Annotated in this window: 16 protein-coding genes; 2 read left to right on the top strand and 14 right to left on the bottom strand. The window is 60.8% G+C overall.

Annotated elements, in window-relative coordinates:
- Positions 1-2: 2 nt before the first annotated feature.
- Both BK665_RS01170 and BK665_RS01175 read left to right on the top strand, forming a co-directional pair.
- A complete protein-coding gene (locus BK665_RS01170; RefSeq protein WP_123402472.1) occupies positions 3-1,868 on the top strand; it encodes a bifunctional O-antigen ligase/aminoglycoside phosphotransferase family protein in 1,866 nt (621 codons plus the stop codon).
- Positions 1,868-3,082 (top strand): acyltransferase family protein, encoded by a 1,215-nt coding sequence (locus tag BK665_RS01175; protein WP_123402473.1) that lies wholly within the window; start codon positions 1,868-1,870, stop codon positions 3,080-3,082. Before BK665_RS01170 ends, BK665_RS01175 begins: the two co-directional genes overlap by 1 nt.
- A 25-nt stretch (positions 3,083-3,107) precedes the next feature.
- On the opposite strand, the gene BK665_RS01180 is transcribed toward BK665_RS01175, so the two are convergent.
- From BK665_RS01180 to waaC, 14 genes are all read right to left on the bottom strand, one after another.
- The gene (locus BK665_RS01180; RefSeq protein ID WP_123402474.1) at positions 3,108-3,992 is read right to left on the bottom strand and encodes a glycosyltransferase; all 885 of its coding nucleotides are present in this window, start codon (positions 3,990-3,992) and stop codon (positions 3,108-3,110) included.
- Positions 3,989-5,143: a glycosyltransferase family 4 protein gene (locus BK665_RS01185; RefSeq protein WP_123402475.1), complete on the bottom strand. Its 1,155-nt coding sequence runs from the start codon at positions 5,141-5,143 to the stop codon at positions 3,989-3,991. The genes BK665_RS01180 and BK665_RS01185 overlap by 4 nt, the downstream gene beginning before the upstream one ends.
- Positions 5,106-6,023 carry a DUF6625 family protein gene (locus BK665_RS01190; protein WP_123402476.1) on the bottom strand — a complete coding sequence of 306 codons (918 nt, stop codon included), beginning with the start codon at positions 6,021-6,023 and terminating at the stop codon, positions 5,106-5,108. The genes BK665_RS01185 and BK665_RS01190 overlap by 38 nt, the downstream gene beginning before the upstream one ends.
- Positions 6,024-6,082: 59 nt before the next feature.
- Positions 6,083-7,507, bottom strand: a complete 1,425-nt coding sequence (locus BK665_RS01195) for a PIG-L deacetylase family protein (protein ID WP_123402477.1) — start codon at positions 7,505-7,507, stop codon at positions 6,083-6,085.
- A gap of 8 nt (positions 7,508-7,515) precedes the next feature.
- Positions 7,516-8,412 carry an antimicrobial resistance protein Mig-14 gene (locus tag BK665_RS01200; protein WP_123402478.1) on the bottom strand — a complete coding sequence of 299 codons (897 nt, stop codon included), beginning with the start codon at positions 8,410-8,412 and terminating at the stop codon, positions 7,516-7,518.
- A complete protein-coding gene (locus BK665_RS01205) occupies positions 8,412-9,542 on the bottom strand; it encodes a glycosyltransferase (RefSeq protein WP_123402479.1) in 1,131 nt (376 codons plus the stop codon). Before BK665_RS01205 ends, BK665_RS01200 begins: the two co-directional genes overlap by 1 nt.
- Positions 9,526-11,283 (bottom strand): carbamoyltransferase family protein, encoded by a 1,758-nt coding sequence (locus BK665_RS01210; RefSeq protein ID WP_123402480.1) that lies wholly within the window; start codon positions 11,281-11,283, stop codon positions 9,526-9,528. Before BK665_RS01210 ends, BK665_RS01205 begins: the two co-directional genes overlap by 17 nt.
- 289 nt (positions 11,284-11,572) lie before the next feature.
- Complete coding sequence (locus tag BK665_RS01215) at positions 11,573-11,905, bottom strand: YceK/YidQ family lipoprotein (protein ID WP_123402481.1); 333 nt, start codon at positions 11,903-11,905, stop codon at positions 11,573-11,575.
- A 220-nt stretch (positions 11,906-12,125) separates the two neighbouring features.
- Positions 12,126-13,577: a lipopolysaccharide kinase InaA family protein gene (locus tag BK665_RS01220; RefSeq protein ID WP_123402482.1), complete on the bottom strand. Its 1,452-nt coding sequence runs from the start codon at positions 13,575-13,577 to the stop codon at positions 12,126-12,128.
- Positions 13,577-14,329: a lipopolysaccharide kinase InaA family protein gene (locus tag BK665_RS01225; protein WP_123402483.1), complete on the bottom strand. Its 753-nt coding sequence runs from the start codon at positions 14,327-14,329 to the stop codon at positions 13,577-13,579. Before BK665_RS01225 ends, BK665_RS01220 begins: the two co-directional genes overlap by 1 nt.
- Positions 14,326-15,060, bottom strand: coding sequence for a lipopolysaccharide kinase InaA family protein (locus tag BK665_RS01230; RefSeq protein WP_123402484.1), 735 nt, complete (start codon positions 15,058-15,060; stop codon positions 14,326-14,328). Before BK665_RS01230 ends, BK665_RS01225 begins: the two co-directional genes overlap by 4 nt.
- The gene (gene rfaP, locus BK665_RS01235; protein ID WP_123402485.1) at positions 15,060-15,866 is read right to left on the bottom strand and encodes a lipopolysaccharide core heptose(I) kinase RfaP; all 807 of its coding nucleotides are present in this window, start codon (positions 15,864-15,866) and stop codon (positions 15,060-15,062) included. The genes BK665_RS01230 and rfaP overlap by 1 nt, the downstream gene beginning before the upstream one ends.
- Positions 15,866-16,987, bottom strand: a complete 1,122-nt coding sequence (locus BK665_RS01240) for a glycosyltransferase family 4 protein (RefSeq protein ID WP_123402486.1) — start codon at positions 16,985-16,987, stop codon at positions 15,866-15,868. The genes rfaP and BK665_RS01240 overlap by 1 nt, the downstream gene beginning before the upstream one ends.
- Positions 16,987-18,048: a lipopolysaccharide heptosyltransferase I gene (gene waaC, locus BK665_RS01245; RefSeq protein ID WP_123402487.1), complete on the bottom strand. Its 1,062-nt coding sequence runs from the start codon at positions 18,046-18,048 to the stop codon at positions 16,987-16,989. Before waaC ends, BK665_RS01240 begins: the two co-directional genes overlap by 1 nt.

Below are 18,048 nucleotides of genomic sequence, written 5' to 3' on the forward strand. Positions count from 1 at the left end.
GCATGCAACTCAGCGGTTTCAACAGCACGTCCAATCGAATCTTCGATTTCATTTGCCTGTGGATTCTTCCACTGGGTTATCTCTTACTCCTGTGCGCGCTGTTCTTTTTGCCGGGACGCAGCCTTCATCACAAGCTGTTTTATGGGTTGTTCAGCATTCCAGCGTTGATCGCCCTTTGCCTGCGTCCGCGGGAACTCAAAGAGTTGCTGCGCGAACCGGTGTTCATCGCGCTGCTGCTGTTTGCCGTCTGGGCCTTGTTGAGCCTGAGCTGGGGACCACCGAATGACGAAAGCATCCCCGGTCAGTTCAAGCCAGCGCTGCATACGCTGCTGTTGTTCGCGGGATCGTACCTGCTGGTGCGCCACCGCAGCGAAATCATCCAGCCGCTGCTGTTCAGTGCCGCGATCGTCGGGCTGATTGCTACGCTCTATAACCTGTACATGTTTGCGCATATCTATCAGCCGGGCCTGCGATTGATCGGCGGCGGCGCGTTCGACAACCCCTTGCTCAGCTCGCATATCTTCGGCTTTTTCTGTGCCTACTGGTTGAGCCTGAGCATGACCTGCAAGCGTCGCCAGATGCTCTGGCTCAGCCTTCCGGCGATGGTCATCATGTTCGCGGCGGTAATCGCCACCGGTTCCAGAACCCCACTGGTGGCTCTGACACTGGCTGCACTATGGCTGAGTTTCATTTGCTGGAATCGTCGCTCAATCGTCTTGCTCGCAGCGTTGGCTGTCTGTGGCTTAGGGGTCAGCGTGCTGTTTTCGCGGATGATCGTTGAGCGAGGCGATTCCTTTCGCCTCGAAATCTGGCAGATGGTCCTGCAGCGAATTTCCGAACACCCGTGGATCGGCCATGGCTACAACGCTAGCCTGGCACTCGACCCCGGCGTCGGCTACACCCTGCAAGAGCCCCATAACTTTGCGCTTGGCGTGCTCTATTACGTCGGCATTTTCGGCTTGTTGCCCTGGTTGTTCTTTCAGGCCTGGGGACTGCTGAGCAGTTGGCGCTATCGCGTCCAACCGCTGTTTATCGTCGCCTCGACCTGGCTGATATTCGGCATCGGTGCAGGCCTGACCGAGGGCGGCGGGATCATCTCCCGGCCCAAGGAGCACTGGTTCCTGCTGTGGATTCCCCTGGCGCTGATCGCTGCGCTGAGCATCAACCAACGGGCCAGGCGCTTGCTGGCCATGCCGGTTGAAACGCTGGCGCCGGCAGCGTTCGAGCAGATGACGGTCGACGCCCTGGTGATCGAGGAAGATGGCCTGGGTCCGAAAGTGCTGTGCCTGGCCGATGGCAGTTTTCTCAAACTGTTCCGCCGCCGTCGCTGGTACACCTCGGGGAGTTTCAATCCCTATTCCGAACGATTCGCCATCAACAGCGAGCAACTGCGCAATCTGGGCATCCCAACCCCCCGGACCCTGGGTCTGTACCGTCTCGACGACGGCAGCACCGCGGTGCATTACGCGCCACTGCCGGGCAACACTCTGCGCCAGGTCCTGCAAGGGATTACCGCGCCAGCGGTGCGCCAGGCCCTGGTGGAGCGTTTCGGCAAGTTCATGGCCCAGTTGCATGAGCAAGGCGTTTACTTCCGCTCCCTGCACCTGGGCAACGTACTGGTGCTGGGGGATGGCGAGTTCGGCCTGATCGATCTGGCCGACATGCGCATCTACCCGTCATCATTGAGTCTGTCCCTGCGCCAGCGCAACTTGCGTCACATGCAACGCTACACCGAGGATCGGCGCTGGTTGTTCGAGGACCATTTCGAGGCACTGCTCCAGGGATACGCCATGACGGCGTCAAAATCCGCCGTAAATAACCTGCACAGGCAAGTGCTGGCCGCCAGCAATCCGGCCCGGGCTCACTGATGACTGAAATCAACCCACTCATTGCGCTGGCCGCCTACCTGCTGGCCATCGTGACCGCCGCACTGCTGTTGCGCGCCGTTCCGAAAATCGCTCGGCACTTGCAGCATTCCGGTGAAAGTCGCTACGCCAGCATCGATGGCCTGCGCGGTTATCTGGCCTTTGGTGTGTTCGTGCACCACTCGATCATTACCTGGATCTTTTTGCGTACCGGTGTGATTGATTTTCCGCCGAGCAACTTTTACTCGCAGCTTGGGCAGGGCAGCGTAGCGCTGTTTTTCATGATCACCGGTTTTCTATTCTGGAGCCGCTTGCTCGCGCAGGGGCGTAACCACGACTGGCTGGCCTTTGCGGTATCCCGGCTGTTTCGCTTGTACCCGTTGTACCTGCCGCTGATGCTGCTGGTATTTGTCTCAGTCTTCCATTTGCAAAACTGGGAGTTGAAGGAGTCCGGCTTCCAGCTCGCCGGGCAGATTCTGGCGTGGCTGACCTTTGATCGGCCAGACATCAACCAATACCACCAGACCGGCATGCTGATTTCCAACGTCACCTGGACCCTGGGCTACGAGGTGTTTTTCTACCTGGCCCTGCCCTTGGCCGCCTTGGTGTTCATCTATCGCGGCACATGGCTGCAAGTGGTGCTGTGCCTGATCGGCATCTACGCGTTGTACCAGGTCGTCGGCTGGGAACACTCACTGAAGAAACACTTTCTGGCCAGTTTCCTCGGTGGCATCGGTGCCGCGTACTGGGTCCGTCGGCCGCAACTGGTCGCCTGGAGTCAAACGCGACTGGCGGGCATCATCGCGCTGTTGGCGCTGACGATTGCCTTTACTGCCTTCAGCCGCGCGTTCAGCCTGATGCCGTTGCTGTTGATGTCGGTTTTCTTCGTGATCGTGGCATCGGGGCACACACTTTTCGGCGCCTTGCAGCCACGCAGCATCCGCTGGCTGGGAGAGATCAGCTACAGCACTTACCTGCTGCACGGTTTCCTGCTTTGGGTCATGGTGCAGCGTCTGCCCCACATGCTAGCCATCGACGCGCGTGAAACCTGGGTCTTCCTGCCGTTGATGGCGTTGTGCGCTTGCCTGCTGATCATCATCAGCAGCCTGACCTTCCTGTACATCGAGAAGCCCGGCATCAACGCCGGCAAACACTTCTTGCTATGGCTGCGTCAGGGCCGGATGACGAAGAACCTGAGGGAAAGGACCGCTCGATAACATCGAGCGATCCTCCTGAACGGACTCAGTCCTTTTCCAGCGGCGAAAAGTACAGCCGCCCCAGACCCCGCCAGGTCTTCTTGTTCCAGGCCTTGAACGGAATCTGCGCCAGCAGCTCCCGCGCCAGTTTGCGATCGCGGTTGGCGGTTTTCAGGAACATCGAGCTCAAGAACTTGTAACGCACCTCGTCGTACAGCGGATGGTCGCTGAACAGCGCGTAGGAACGCAGGATGTTGTCGATCATGAAGCGGTGGTTCTTGTAGGAGTTGGTGGCGTGCTTGCGATAGCGCGCCATCAGCACGTTCAGGCCATCGATGAAGTAACCGGCACGGGTCACCTTCAACTCGATCAGCAAGTCCTCCAGACGGATGTTCGGATCGAACCCGCCCACCTTGTCCAGCGCTTCACGTCGGATCATCAGCGTCGGCGCCGGCGGATAGGGCTTGCGCTCCAGGAACATGTCATCGAAGTCCAGACGACGGAACGGCACATCCCGACGCTGGCGTTTCTCTGGGTACAGGTTGCCGTCGGCGTCGATCAGTTCGATGTTGCCGGCGCAGATGCCCACCTCGGGCTTGCCATCCATGTACGCCACCTGGGTGGCGATGCGCTCCGGCAACATGATGTCATCGGAACCAAATGGCACGATCAGGCTGCCCTTGGAACGGGCGATCGCGCCATTGAGCGTGTTGGTCAGGCCCTGGTTTTCCTGGACCCGGAAGTCGAAGCCATGCAGCGCCTGCAAGGCCTTGATACGCTCGACACTGTCGTCCTTGGAGCCGTCATCGACCACCAGCAATTCGATGTTCGGATAAGTCTGGTTGATGACGCTGAGGATGCTTTCTTCGATATAGGGCGCGTGGTTGTACGACGCAATGATGACGGTGACGATGGGTTGCGCGTCGTTCATTTGTGTTCCTTGCGGGCCTGTTCCAGGCCGGAGTCGATCAGGTTCAGGTATTCCTGGCGGAACACCTCGATGTCATGTTCTTTTTGCAGGTAACGGAACGCCTGCTCGCCCTTGGCCTTGAGTTCGTCATCCGACAGCGCGAGGTAGTTATCCAGCGCCGCGACCAGGCTCGGCACATCCTTGGGCGTGATCGCCAGGCCACCGGCGCCTTCGATCAGTGGCAACATGGCCGGCACGTTCGAGGCGATTACCGGCAAATGCCCGCTCATGCCTTCGAGCAGCGCCAGACCCAGGCCTTCGGCCAGGGACGGCATGGTCCAGACGTCAAAGGCGCGAATGTACTGCAGGGCGATTTCCTTGAACCCCAACAGGTGCGCACGACCCGTCAGGCCCAGGCGTTCGATCTCGGCGGCCAGTTTCGCTTCTTCGCGGCCGGCACCGATGATCGCCAGTTGGGTATTCGGGTATTTGTCCTTGAGCGCAGCAAAGGCCTGCAACAGGTAGGTGTGACCCTTGACCGGCACCAAACGGCCCAGCGCGCCGATCAGTCGAACCGAGGGATCAATGCCCAGCAATTCACGGGCGCGCTCGCGGCTGTGCTGCAAACCTTCGGCCTGTTCGATGTCGATGGCGTTGGTGATGGCGTAGGTGTTCTGGTCGGTAAATCCACACCCGCAGTCCAGCAGGTATTGCTTGACCGCCGGCGAGACGCCGACGAAGCGCCAATGGCGATCGATCAGGCGCTGGGTCTGGCGGCGCCGGTAAAAGCGGTCGTACTCGCCAAAACCATGGGAGATGCCGATGCACAGCGGCACCTTCAACCAGCGGTTGAGGGTCAGCATCATGTTCACGGGTTTGAAACGGTTGCAGATCACCACGTCGAACTTTTCGGCACGGCAGAACTTGTAAAGCTCCCACATGGCGCGCAGACGCATACCTTTGAGGGACTTGTCGGAAAATTCGAAATACACCGAACGGTCGGCACGGCTCACCGCCTCGCCTGGCCCTGGCTTGCCGCGCAGGAACGCGGCAGTCACCTCATAGCGATCATTCGGCAGTGCCTTGACGATCTGCTCTGCCAGGTCGGCAAAATCATGGGCTTTGACGTTGTAGTCAGGCTGCAGTTGCAGAACCTTTGACCGTTGACTCATAACTCTCCCCGTGGAAACCAGTCGCATCGATGACCCAGACCGGTTCGGCGGCGATGCGCCTGACCTCGGCCGGATCGGGTTGGGGTAACCGTGACCACTCGTTGCGCTTCCAGCAAACGAAATGGAAATACGGAAACCGTCGATCGCCATCGCGATCATTGCTTAAACAGCCATCGCGCCAATACCAGCGGCGCGGGAAATTTTCCGTGCCGTCATGCCACTTGATGCAACCACCCGGCGTACTGAATGCCTCGGTGAATTCGCTGCGGCGACGCCACGGATTGAGCTTGCCCACCAGAGTGAACAAAGGCTCGGGAAAATTCTTGCGCCAGTGGAAGATACGGCTGAAAGCCCCCTCGTCCAGCGCATGATGCTCTTGATCGGTAAAACGCTTTTGCCAGCCCTTGATCTGCATGAACAGCTCACGCTTGCGCGCAGTGTTGCGCATCAGGCACAAATGCCCTGCAACCCGCCGCTCATGGGTCGAGAACAGGTCATAACCGGCCAGTCGCTGCGGCGTGAAATAACGTCGCAGGTCACCATACACCAGATCAATATCGCCAAACGCCCAGAAATCATAGCCTTGCAAGCGGTCGGCATGAATGTGTCCCAACGCTGGCTTGATATCGCACAGCTTGTAAGCGGCCGTGGGCGCAAAGTCGATACTCAAGCGCCGCGACACCAGCGCGCAATAATCACTGAAGGCCATGGCTTCAACGGTGACATTGGGCGGCAGGTTGTCGGGCGTGCCACAGTCACTGAACAGCAACCAGTCGATATCGGCGTTACGCCTGCAACTCTCCAGAAAGAACGGCATCCAGAACGGCCATTGGCCGAAATAAGGAATCAGAAAAAGAATACGCGGGCTTGGGTTCATCACACAAAAGTCACTGCGGCTGTTTAATTTGCCGCCATGCTAAACCGAGCCATGCTTCATTTTTACTGTGCAGATGTATCCGTTTGCTTCAAAACCCACAACAATTCATGGCGCCTGACGGCTTTGCGAAAGAACTCGTTTTCGCCATAAATGGGCGGCCTGCGCCCGGCCAGCAGTCGTTGTATGCAGCGGCGCAAACGCCGCTTGAACGGCAGGGGCGGTTGCAGGTCATGCATCATGCCCAACGCCATCGCCTTGTCGCGCTGTTGCTCAATCGACATCGGCAGGCAGCACGGTTGCATCGCCAGGGTCGAATCGAACGCCGGCGGCAACGCGATGCCATGGCCGGCATCACCCATTGGCCAACGATCGTTGTCGTGCAGGTGGTTGGCGTAACCGAGCAGGGTCGGCTGCCAGTCCAGGCCCTTGAGCGCTTCGAGGACGGCTTCCTGGGCGCAGATATGATCGGGGTGTGGATCGAGGGTCGGGTGCGGCAGCACGATCACCTCCGGGCGGGCGCGCAGCAGCACTTCACGCAGGTCGGCCAGCAGGTTGTTCCAGGTCGGCGCACCGTCGGCGTCGCCGGGCAAGGTGAACGGGTTCAACTGGCGAAACAGGCGGGTGTCGCCCAACTCGGCTTCCCGCGATCCCATCGGTTGCGATGGCGCCGCTTGCATGGCCGCCAGTTGCAGGCAGAAATAACCCAACTGCACGCAATGCGCTTCTGGCACGCCAGCCCAACGCGGCACCGCGATGCTGTCCCAGGCGCGCAAACGGCCCTTGAGCCGCGCCGCTTCAACCTTGTTCAGGCCCATCTGCTGATAGTGTTCGGCTTCGATCTCGCCGGCGGTAAGCGTGACGATCCAGGCTTCATTGGCCTGGCTGTACAAACCGTAGGCCGCCAGTTCAGCGTCGTCGGCGTGGGGCGCTATCACCATGACCCGCTGACGGTGGTAATCCGGTTGTTCAAAGGCCCAGAGCACCGGTTCGCCGAGCAACCGACAGAAGCGCCCACGCAAACGCAACTGTCCTTGGGACAGCACGTGCGACTGCCCCGTAAGGTTCAAGTAGCGCAGGCCGTCAACGCCGCGTTCGAAGGTTTGTCGGTCCGGGTGGTTACCGCCCGCCAACTCGATCACCGGGTCGATAAAACGTCCCAGCCAGGTGCTTTTGACCCGCAGCGCCAGGACCAATGTCGCGTCATCGACCAGCATCACGCCTTCATCCAGCCGCAGATGCTCGCCCACCAGATGCACCTTCGGCCGCTGGGTGTAGGGCGGGAAGCTGTATTGGTAATCGTCTTTGGGCGAATAAAACAAATGGTCGGCGAACCACGCCTCATGGGCGATCCAGCCCAGGACCGCCAGCACCGGCGGCAACCACCAGGCCACCAGCACACCCATGACGATCAACAGCGCCAGCGTGATCAGCAGGCCGATGCGTTTGTTGCGGCGATGACGCTTGAGCAGTTGCTGTTTGCGACTCATAGGCTGGCTCATACGGTGAAGACCGGCACAGGATTGCACCAGCGGTCCTTGTATTCACGGTCGGCCCGACCGAAGGAAAACCGCAGCGGTTTATCCAGTGTTCGAGCGTGTTCCCAGGCGCTTTGGGTGTTGAGGAAACTCAGCACGCTGCCAGGGCTGAACTCGCGGGTTTCAGGGTCGACGCCGCCATTGATGTACTCGACGCTGATCCACTGCGGTGCTTCGACGCGGTACACCAGTTGAATCGCTATCGGCGCATCGTTGAGGAAAATCACCGAGCCGATCAGCAACTCGCGCAGCAACTCGATCACCTCGCCCATGCGCGCCGCGCCGGTGGCCGGGAAGCCCCAGCGGCGCTGGAACAGGTCGCAGTAGATCGCCGCCAGCTCGCCGCTGGAAAACTCGCTGACCGGCCTTACCACCCCGCCCGCCTCTTCCAGCAGGCGCAATTCGCGGCGCTGGTTGTAGCGAAATTTCTTCGACAGTTCTTCGGGGGTGCGGGCCATGGCCAGCTGTTCGGTTTGCAACTTGATGCCGGTGAAGCGGCCTTCGTTCAGCGCCGACAGATAACGCCCGCGATGACGCAAAGGGGCCTGGGCATCGGCGGCGGCGGGCAAGATCAACTCGGCATTGCCGAGGTCGAACAGGCCTTTTTTACCGCTGCGTTTGAGCACGTCCTTGGACAGCGCGAGGTCGCGGCCCCAGGTCGGGATCGCGGCTTTTACTTCGCCGTTTTGCTCCCAGGCCAGGTAGCGCACCGGAATCTGCGCCAGTGCCGCCAGGCGCTCGACGACCATTGGGTGAGTCGCGACGCTGCCGCCAAAACGCTGCCAGGCATCGGCATAAGTCGAGGCGTCAACCGACGCCCAGCCTCGTTCGCGCCAGCCTTGAAATCGGTTGAGCATCAGCCCCTCTGTGCCAGTTCGGTAACGTGTGGCAAATGCCAGAAAGCGTCGCGCACCGCGCGGTCGCTGAAGCGCTCGCGCAAGCGGTCGAGCATCAGCTCGGCGCATTGGCGACGCTGCTGTTCGTCCATCGCGGCCAAATGCTGCAGCCCTTGCGCCAAGTGTTCGGCATCGCCCAGCGGAAACAGAATGCCCACCCCTTCGACCACTTCCTTCGCCCCACCGCACGCGGTCGCCAGCAACGGCACGCCAGCGGCCATGGCTTCGAGCAGCACCATGCCGAACGGTTCGTGATCGGAACTCAAGGCAAATACATCGAAAGCACGGAAGTAGCGCCGGGCCTCGGGCACTTGGCCGAGGAACAGCACGCGATCGCCGATCCCGAGTTCACGGGCCAGGTCCTTGAGGCTCTGCTCGAGGCGACCGGAACCGAGAATCACCAGTTGGCTATTGCCCGGCAACCCCGGCAACGCCGCGGCAAAACCGTGCAGCAGCGTGGTTTGATCCTTGTCCGGGTGCAGCCGCCCGACGTTGCCGACCACCCAGGCATCCGCCGACAGACCCAGGGTTTCCCGGGCTTCGCGAGTCGACACCTGCGTGACTTGCAAGCCTTGCACATCGATGCGGTTGTAGAGCGTCTGGATCCGCGCCGCCGGCCATTTCGGCAGGCACTGGCGCATGTCGTCGCGCACCGCATCGGATACCCCGAGCAGGCTCAGACGCTTGCGGAAAATATGCGCGAACAGTTTGCGCGTGCCGCGTTTGTAGTCGTCAAACGCGTGGTGCACGCCAATCACCGGCAACGAGGTGCCGAGCAAGGCGATGTAGATCGGTTTGAAGCGATGGGCGATGCAAAAACTGAAATTGCGCGAAGCGGCGATCTTGCGCAGATCGCCGATGGCGCCCAGCTTCAAGCCACGAATGGCCTTGGAGCTGTATTCCATGAACAGCACTTCATCAGAAGCGCAGCCCGCGGCGACTTCGCTGTCGGCGGCCCCGGTCAGAAAGACCGTGGTCACTCGATAGCCGGTCCCCGCGAACAGGCTGGCGTATTGCCGGGCGCAGTCCAGGAACGGCCCATCATAGCCGTGGCAGAACTGCAGCACATGGCGCTCAGCCGAGCGTGTCATAAGCGTCCGCACCTTCTTTGACCACCAGAATGTCTTCCATGATCAGGTATTGCAGGTCGGAGCCGAAGAACATGTTCAGGGCGTCGGTCGGCGAGCAGATCATCGGCTCGCCACGGCGGTTGAGCGAGGTGTTCAGCGACACACCGTTGCCGGTCAGCACTTCCAGCGCTTTCATCATGTCGTAATAGCGCGGGTTGTATTCACGCTTGAGCACCTGGGCCCGGGACGTGCCGTCTTCGTGGACGACTTCCGGCACGCGGGTCTTCCACTCTTCCGCCACTTCAAAGGTGAAGGTCATGAATGGTGCCGGGTGATCGATCTTGATCATCTGCGGCGCCACGGTGTCGAGCATCGACGGGCAGAAAGGCCTCCAGCGTTCGCGGAACTTGATCTGATGGTTGATGCGGTCAGCCACGCCGGTCGCACTCGGGCAACCAATGATCGAACGGCCGCCCAAGGCTCGCGGACCGAACTCCATGCGGCCCTGGAACCAGGCCACCGGGTTGCCGTCGACCATGATCTTGGCAATGTTTTCCGGCATGTTCTCGAGCTTGCGCCAGGTCGGCTTGCTCGGGTGACGGGCGCACGCGGCGATCACGTCTTCGTTGCTGTAGGACGGGCCGAGGTAGACGTGTTCCATCTTCTCGACCGGTACGCCACGGGCGTGGGATACGTAGGCAGCAGCCCCCACCGCCGTGCCGGCATCGCCGGACGCCGGTTGCACGAACAGCTCGGTGACGTCGTCGCGGGCGATGATTTTCTGGTTCAGCTTGACGTTCAACGCACAGCCACCGGCGAAGGCCAGCTTGCCGGTTTCCTTGAGCACGTCGCCCAGGTAGTGGTCGATCATCTGCAGCGAGATCTTTTCGAACAATGCTTGCATGCTGGCGGCGTAGTGGATGTACGGCTCGTCGGCGATGTCGCCTTCGCGCTTGGGACCCAGCCACTCGATCAGTTTCGGCGAGAAGTAGAAACCCTTGCCCTTCTCTTTATAGCGACGCAGGCCGATGACGTTGGCGTAGTCGGTATTGATCACCAGCTCGCCGTTTTCAAACGAAGCCAGGCGCGAGAAATCGTATTTGCTCGGGTCGCCATATGGCGCCATGCCCATGACCTTGAACTCGCCGTCGAGCATCTCGAAACCGAGGAACTCGGTGATCGCGCCGTACAGGCCGCCGAGGGAGTCCGGGTCGAAGAATTCCTTGATCTTGTGGATCTTGCCGTTTTCGCCATAACCGAAGAAGGTCGTGGCGTACTCACCCTTGCCGTCGATCCCCAGGATCGCGGTTTTCTCTTTGAAACCGGAGCAGTGGTAAGCGCTGGAGGCGTGGGCCAAGTGGTGCTCGACCGGTTCGATCTTGATTTTCTTCGGGTCGAAACCCAGTTGCTCAAGGCAGAACACGATCTTGTTGCGATAGCGCTTGTAGCGACGGTTGCCCATCAGGATCGCGTCGAGCGCACGGTCCGGGGCGTACCAGTAACGCTTGGCGTAGTGCCAGCGCGCCTTGCCGAACAGGCTGATCGGCGCGAACGGAATCGCCACCACATCAACGTCGGAGGGCTTGATGCCTGCCTGTTCGAGGCAGAACTTCGCCGATTCGTAGGGCATGCGGTTCTTTGCATGTTTATCGCGTACGAAGCGCTCTTCCTCTGCCGCCGCGACCAACTTGCCGTCGATGTACAAGGCTGCGGAAGGATCATGGCTAAGGGCGCCGGACAGGCCAAGAATCGTCAATGCCACAGGGGTCTAGCCTCTTTAGTCTGCATTCAGGCGACAAGCGCCTCAAAAATTAATGTGCCCTCGCAAGGGGCGAGAGACAGCTAAAGGGCGGGATTATAGCGTAAAAGCGCTGGCAAACCTCTAGCGGGAAGCGGCGGGGTCGCGCGTTGACAGACAAAGGGCCTCGACATAGGCTTAGGCCCAAGTGGATTGGGAGATCCTGGTCGGCGTCATAGCCTCGGTGAGTTTCATCGGGGCTTTTCGCTTTCTGAGCATGGGAAATTCTGCCCCATCCTCACTTCCCGACTCCTTACCCACGCCCCACGCGCCAATAAATCGCGATATTGCCGTCAACGCCCTGCCGATAGATCGTGTACGGCAAGACCACCGTGTCCAGCACGCCCGACAGGCTCAAATCCAGTAACACCAGCGGCACCAGAAACCCGGTGGGGTCGGGTGGTGCGTTCAATACGCAAAAGTCATAGGCCAGGCCGCTGTAGACCCGGGGGATGGACTGGCAGTAGGTCTTTTGTTTGCGCAGGCCGCGGGCGGCATCGGCATCGTCTTGCAGCACCGTTACGGCGGTGCCGCAGCCGGATAAGGCCAGGGAACATGCGCCCAGTACAACCGCCATTTTCTTCATCTGAATCTGCCTTTGGGGAACGTCAGGCAAACTAGCATTGGGGGTGTAGAGGGCACAGTTCATGGGGTCTGTAGATCATGTAGGACTGTTCGTAAGAACTTGTCCTCCGATGACCGACCGGGGATTTTGGGTTGAATGTGCCGGCCTCTTCGCGAGCAAGCCCGCTCCCACAGGAGGAATGCATTCCCAATGTGGGAGCGGGCTTGCTCGCGAAGGCGATTCAGGCAGCGCTGGAGATGTCTTTGGGCAAACGCTGATCGATCACCTGATACAGCGCACTGCTCTCAGGCCAATTGCGCATAAACCGCGCCCGATCTCGCGCATAGGCCGGGGCAAAGCTGCTTGCCGAGGCGTGCTGACACATGGAATCCAGATCAATCAGCGCCCAGCGATCCTGCTGCCAGAACAGATTGTGGCCTTTGAAATCACCATGGCTGATCCGCTCGCGAATCAGTTCGGCGAACAGGTGATCCAGCGCCAGCAATTCATTTTCCGGCGCGGCACCACTCTCAACATACGGCGCAAACCGCTCGATGATGTCCGGCCCCGGCAAGTACTCGGTCACCAGATAAGCCCGGCTGCGCAACCAGAGGAAGCGCTTTTCCAGCACGGCCAGTGGCTTCGGCGTCGCGATCCCCAGGAACACCAGGCGATTGCCCTCGCGCCAGGAATGCCAGGCGCGGCTCGGGCGCCAGAAGCGCTTGAGCCAATGGGCAAAACCCTTGATGTTGTAGCGCTTGATCACCAGGGTGCGCCCGCCCGCCTCTACCTTGCCGACACTCGCCGCGCCGCCGGTTTTGTACAAGTGGCCCTGATCGAGCAAGGCATCGGCCTGCTCCAGCACCGGCACCATCGCCGCTTCTTCCTCGCGACGAATCGCCCGCAAGCCGAACGCTCCGCGCTGGACGCTGAACAGCGTGCATTCGCGGCCGCACTTGATCAGGAAGTCTTTCAAACGCCAGCGACGAACCTTGTCGATCTGCTTCTGCAACGCTTCCATCGGCAACGCATGCTCGCCGTTGCTCAACAGGTAATAGACCAGCAATTCTTCGGTAAACGGTTCCAGCGACTTGGGCAACTGGGCAAAAAACACCCCGAGGTTTTCCAGGACTTTCTGACGCGACAGCGGCTGGCCAGGGGTTTCGGCGCAGACGCCGCCGCCATCGATCAGGTACAGCCGACCGCGCTGACGCAAGAGGTTGTCCAGGTGCAGGTCTTCCTGCCACAGGCCCCTGCGATGCATTTGGCCGATCGCGCCCAACGCCTCGGCCAACACCGCGCCTTGCATGTCCGCCAGTACCGGCAAGTGCTCGACCTGTTTCCAGGTTTCGCCAAGACTTTCGGCGCCTTCGATGAAATCGAACAGCAACCAACCGCCCTCGCCGTCCTTCAAGCCATCCGCCAACAATTGCGGCGTGGTCAGACCTTGATCGGCCAGCAAGTGCACGCCATCGCGCTCACGCTGAAAGTGCCGCGCCGCTTTGCTGCCCACCAGTAATTTGGCCAGCACCGGGCGGCCGCGCCAGACACCGGCACCGACATAACGCTGCCCCGGCAACACCCGCAGCAGGCTCAACAGTTGCAGCTCGGCAGGTCCGGCGGCATCCGCCAGTGGGATGTTCAATGGCAGGCTCGGGCTGCGACCGGCGTTTTTCAGTTCGGACAAACGCATCAACGCGTCTCCTTGTGACTGCGTCGTGCGGTGAGTCGCGAGACCCACGTGTCCACCAACGAGCTGTCGCCGGACTGATCCACATAGCTCGCCAGTAATTCGCGCAACTGGCTTTCAGTCCACTCCGGCGCTCGACGCAGCAACGGTTCCAGATCCTTGATTCGGTCACGCCGGCCGAACAGTAACGGCCGGGTTTTTTCCAGGTCGATCAACTGCGCCTGGTAACCGTCGCCGGTGGCCCGCAGGAAAATATGCTTGGGATAGAAACAGCCGTGAACCTGACGCACGCCGTGCAGGCGCCGGGCCAGTTGCCCACAGGCCTGCAGGATCGCCGAGTGCTGCGCCGCGCTCAGGTCCGACCAGCGCTGCAACAGCGAATCCAGGTCATCCCAGCCATCCAGGGCGCGGGTCAGCAGAATCGCCCGAACCTCGCCATCGACTTTGCGCTCACCGAAGAACGCCGCTTGCAGTGCCGGGATGCCCATCTTCTGATAGCGGGTGATGTTACGAAACTCGCGAGCAAAACTCGGCTCGCCGAACGGCGCATGCAAGGTCCGCGTCAGGTAGTTGCTCTGGCGCTTGAGGTAAAAGCCCTGACCTTCCAGGTCCAGCCGAAACACACTGCTCCAGCCGCCGCCAGCGGTGTTGGGCTCGTCCACCGCGTCGAGCTGCTTGGCCCAGAGGGCGTCGAAGGTGCCGAGGCCGTGGCGCTCAAGCAGCGCACGGTCTTCAGCGGCCAGAAAATCAGTCATTCGCGTCCCTCGAAGAATCTCACCACGTGCCGGATGCGTTTTTTGTCGGCCGCGTTGAGCCGGGTCCGTCCGCGATATTGCAGGTAGAAGCGCAGGCGCTGGGTGGCCGACAGGTGATATTTGGCCACCTTGTCGAGACAGGCCAGGTCCTTGGTGATGCGGTACTTGAGCCAGAAGCCGCGCCAGAAATCACCGTTGGGGCAATCGATCAGGAACAGCTTCGCTTCGTCATCGATCAGCAGGTTGCGCCACTTCAAATCGTTATGGGTGAAACGGTTGTCGTGCATGGTCCGGGTGTAACCCGCCAACTGGCGACTGACACCGTCGACCCAGGCGCGATCCGCCAGTTTCGGGTCATGCCGGTCAGCCAGGGCCGACAGGTCTTCGGTGTGTGGCAGCTCGCGGGTGATCATCGCCCCACGGTCGTATGCCGCACCGCGACGTTCCAGGCCCCAGGCCACCACTTCGGCGGTCGGGATGCCCCACTTGGCGAAGCGCTTGAGATTCTGCCATTCAGCCTTGACCCGAGGCTTGCCCAGGTAGCGACGCAGGCCTTTGCCGGCACCGACGTAACGCTTGACGTAATAGTTGACGCCATTGCGTTCGACACGGATGACCTCGGACAACGGGTCGCGTGTCAGGCGCTCGCCCTTGAGCGCGAACACCGCTTCAAGGCTGCCAAAATCTTCCGCCAAATCGCTATAAGCAGGTTCCAGTTTCCAACCCGGCATCAGAGCGCATCCCCGTATCGCTGTTTACGGTCATAGAGCTTATTGGCCTTGCCTTCGAGCCAACTGAGCAATGCCGCTTCCTCGGCCAGAATCTGGCGCAACGGCTGTTGGAAGTAACCCTTGAGGAAACGCATTTTGTCGCGCTGGGTCAGGCCGATGTCCAGGGCCGAAAAGTACAGCGCCGCCAGATCCTTGTTGCGCCAGCGCTGGGTAATCGCCGGGCGGGTCTGGGCGCGGTGCAGGTCGATCACCGAGAGTTTGAAGTCGTCCGCCGTCACCGGTTTATCGGTGTGCAGCAAGAAGTGGCAGATGTAACAGTCGCGATGGTTGACCCCGGCGCGGTGCATCATGCCGGTCATGCGTGCGACTTCGGCGATCAGTGCACGCTTGAGCTTCGGCTGCGGCGGATTCTTCACCCAATCGATGCTGAAATCTTCGAGGCTGACGGTCGGCGCCAGTTCTTCGGTGACGATGAACGAATGCTGATCCGCCGGGTTGCTGCCCTTTTCGCCATAAGCTACGGCGGTCATGGTCGGCACGCCGACGTCTTGCAGGCGCTGGATGGCTTTCCATTCCTGGCCCGCACCGAGCACCGGCAGTTTGGCGGTGAGCAGGTTCTTGAAGATCTCGCCCCAGCCGATGCCACGGTGGATCTTCACGAAAAACCCGTTGCCGTCCACTTCGGTGCGCAGGGTCCGGCGCGCTTCGAGCTCGCGGTACACCTCGCCCTGCAAGCCTTCGACTTCAGCGAACGGGTCGCGTCCGGCCCACAGGCTTTTGAACGGTTCAGCCAGCATCAACTTCATTAAGCGTGCTCCGCCAGAATCACATCGGCCGCGTGTTGCGGCATGCTGTAGAGGTCGGCCGTCTCGGCGAAGGCCAGACCATTGCGGCTCCAGGCCGCCCGTGCTTGCGCGTCATTCAACATGCCGGTCAGGTACTGCGTGAGCTGCGCCTGATCGAAGGGTTCGTCCAGCACCAGGCCGGCATCGGCCTCGGCGATGTAATGGGCGTAACCACACACCGCGCTCACCAGCACCGGCAGCCCGGCCACCAGCGCTTCAAGCAGCACCGTGCCGGTGTTTTCGTTGTACGCCGGGTGGATCAACAGGTCGGCGCCCAACAGGAAGCGCGGAATATCGCTGCGGCCCTTGAGGAACGTCACGTTGTCGCCGAGCCCCAGTGTGGCGCTCTGCATCTGGAACAATTTGGGGTCATCCTGGCCAATTACAAACAGCCGGGTGCGTTTCTTCAGATCAGCGGGCAATGCTGCCAGTGCCTTGAGGCTGCGATCCACACCCTTGGTCTTGAACCCGGAGCCGATTTGCACCATCAACAAATCGTCATCCTTAAGCTTGAACTCACGACGGAACTCGGCGCGAATCTCGGCCGCATTCGCTGGCGCGCGACGGTCCTGGGAAATGCCCGGCGGCAACAAATGGAAGCGTTCCAGCGGCGTGTCGTAATGCTTGATGAACAACGGCTGCTGGACTTCGGAAATCATCAGCACTTCAGTTTTGGCGTCCTTGGCGAACACCGCGCGCTCGTACTCGGCGAAGTGCCGGTAGCGGCCCCAGCGCCGGTACAGCGAGTTGCGCAGGTTCTGCGCCTTGTCTTCGAAGCAGCCATCGGCGGCGTAGTAGACGTCCAGGCCCGGCATCTTGTTGAAGCCGATCAGGCGATCCACCGGACGCTTGGCCAGATCGGCCTCCATCCATTCGCTGAGCTTTTCGTTGCGCCGATGGTTGAAGAACGCCTTGACCGGCGCCACCAGCACTTCGAAGCCCGGCGGCACGTCGCCTTCCCAGATCAGCGTGTAGACGCGAATCTGATGCCCGCGCTGCTGGCACTCCAGGGCGATGCGCATGAAATCGCGCTGCAAACCGCCAAACGGGAAATATTTATAAAGGACAAAAGCCAATTGCATCAGCGCAGCTCCTCAGCCAGTAACAACGTGCTCAGTCGGCTGGCGACACGCTGGGGATTCAGACGCGTGAAGCACAGGGGCCACTCGCGTTTAAGGTCAAACTGACGGGCGTCTTCGGCCGTCGGTTGATACGTACATTTCTTTTGCAGGCACGGCGCGCACGGGAAGTCGCTGGCGATGTGAATCTGCGCCTTGCCATAGGCACCCGTCAGGCCCGGGTTGGTCGGGCCGAACAGCGACAGGGTCGGCACGTCCAGCGCGGCGGCCAGGTGACCGAGGCCAGTGTCCACGGCCACGCAGGCCTGGGCGCCGGCCAGTACTTTGCCGACCCCGGCCAGATTCAATTTGGGCAGCACTTCGACATGCCGGAAACCGGCGGCGATGCGCTCAGCCCGGGCCTTCTCGATCGGGTTGCCCCAGGGCAGTTTCACCGCCACGCCGAGGTGGCCGACACGCTCGGCCAGTTCACGCCAGTAGGCTTCGGGCCAGTGCTTGGTGTCCCACGTGGTGCCGTGCAGGAACAACACGTAGGGATTCTTGCGCGGCAGCTCTACCAGACGCTCGACGTTCAGGCCGTAATCGCCCAGGCCCTTGGGCAAGTCGTAGCCCAAGGCCAGCGCGAACAACTGACGGACTCGCTCGACCGCATGCTGGCCACGGCCCACGGCCAAACGCCGGGAGTAGAAACGTGCGGCCATCGGTTCGCGTGCCGAATCCTTGTCCAGCCCGGCCACCGGGGCCTTGATGTAGCGGGTCAGCCAGGCGCTTTTCAGCAGGCCCTGGGCGTCGATCACCAAATCGTATTTAGTGGCGCGAACGCTTTGTTTGAAGCGTTTCCACTCGCCGCTCTTGATGGTCTGCCAGATGTTTTTGCGCCAGCGCCGGATCGCCACCGGGATCACCTTGCCCACAGCCGGGTGCCAGGTCGGAATCTCGGCGAAGCCTTCTTCCACCACCCAGTCGAACGTGATGCCGGGGATCGCCCGCGCCGCGTCAGTCAACGCTGGCAACGCGTGAATCACGTCGCCCAGCGATGAAGTCTTGATCAACAGTACCCGCAA

It is taken from the genome of Pseudomonas frederiksbergensis (genome assembly GCF_003732665.1).
In the GTDB taxonomy this organism is placed as follows: Bacteria; Pseudomonadota; Gammaproteobacteria; order Pseudomonadales; family Pseudomonadaceae; genus Aquipseudomonas; species Aquipseudomonas frederiksbergensis_G.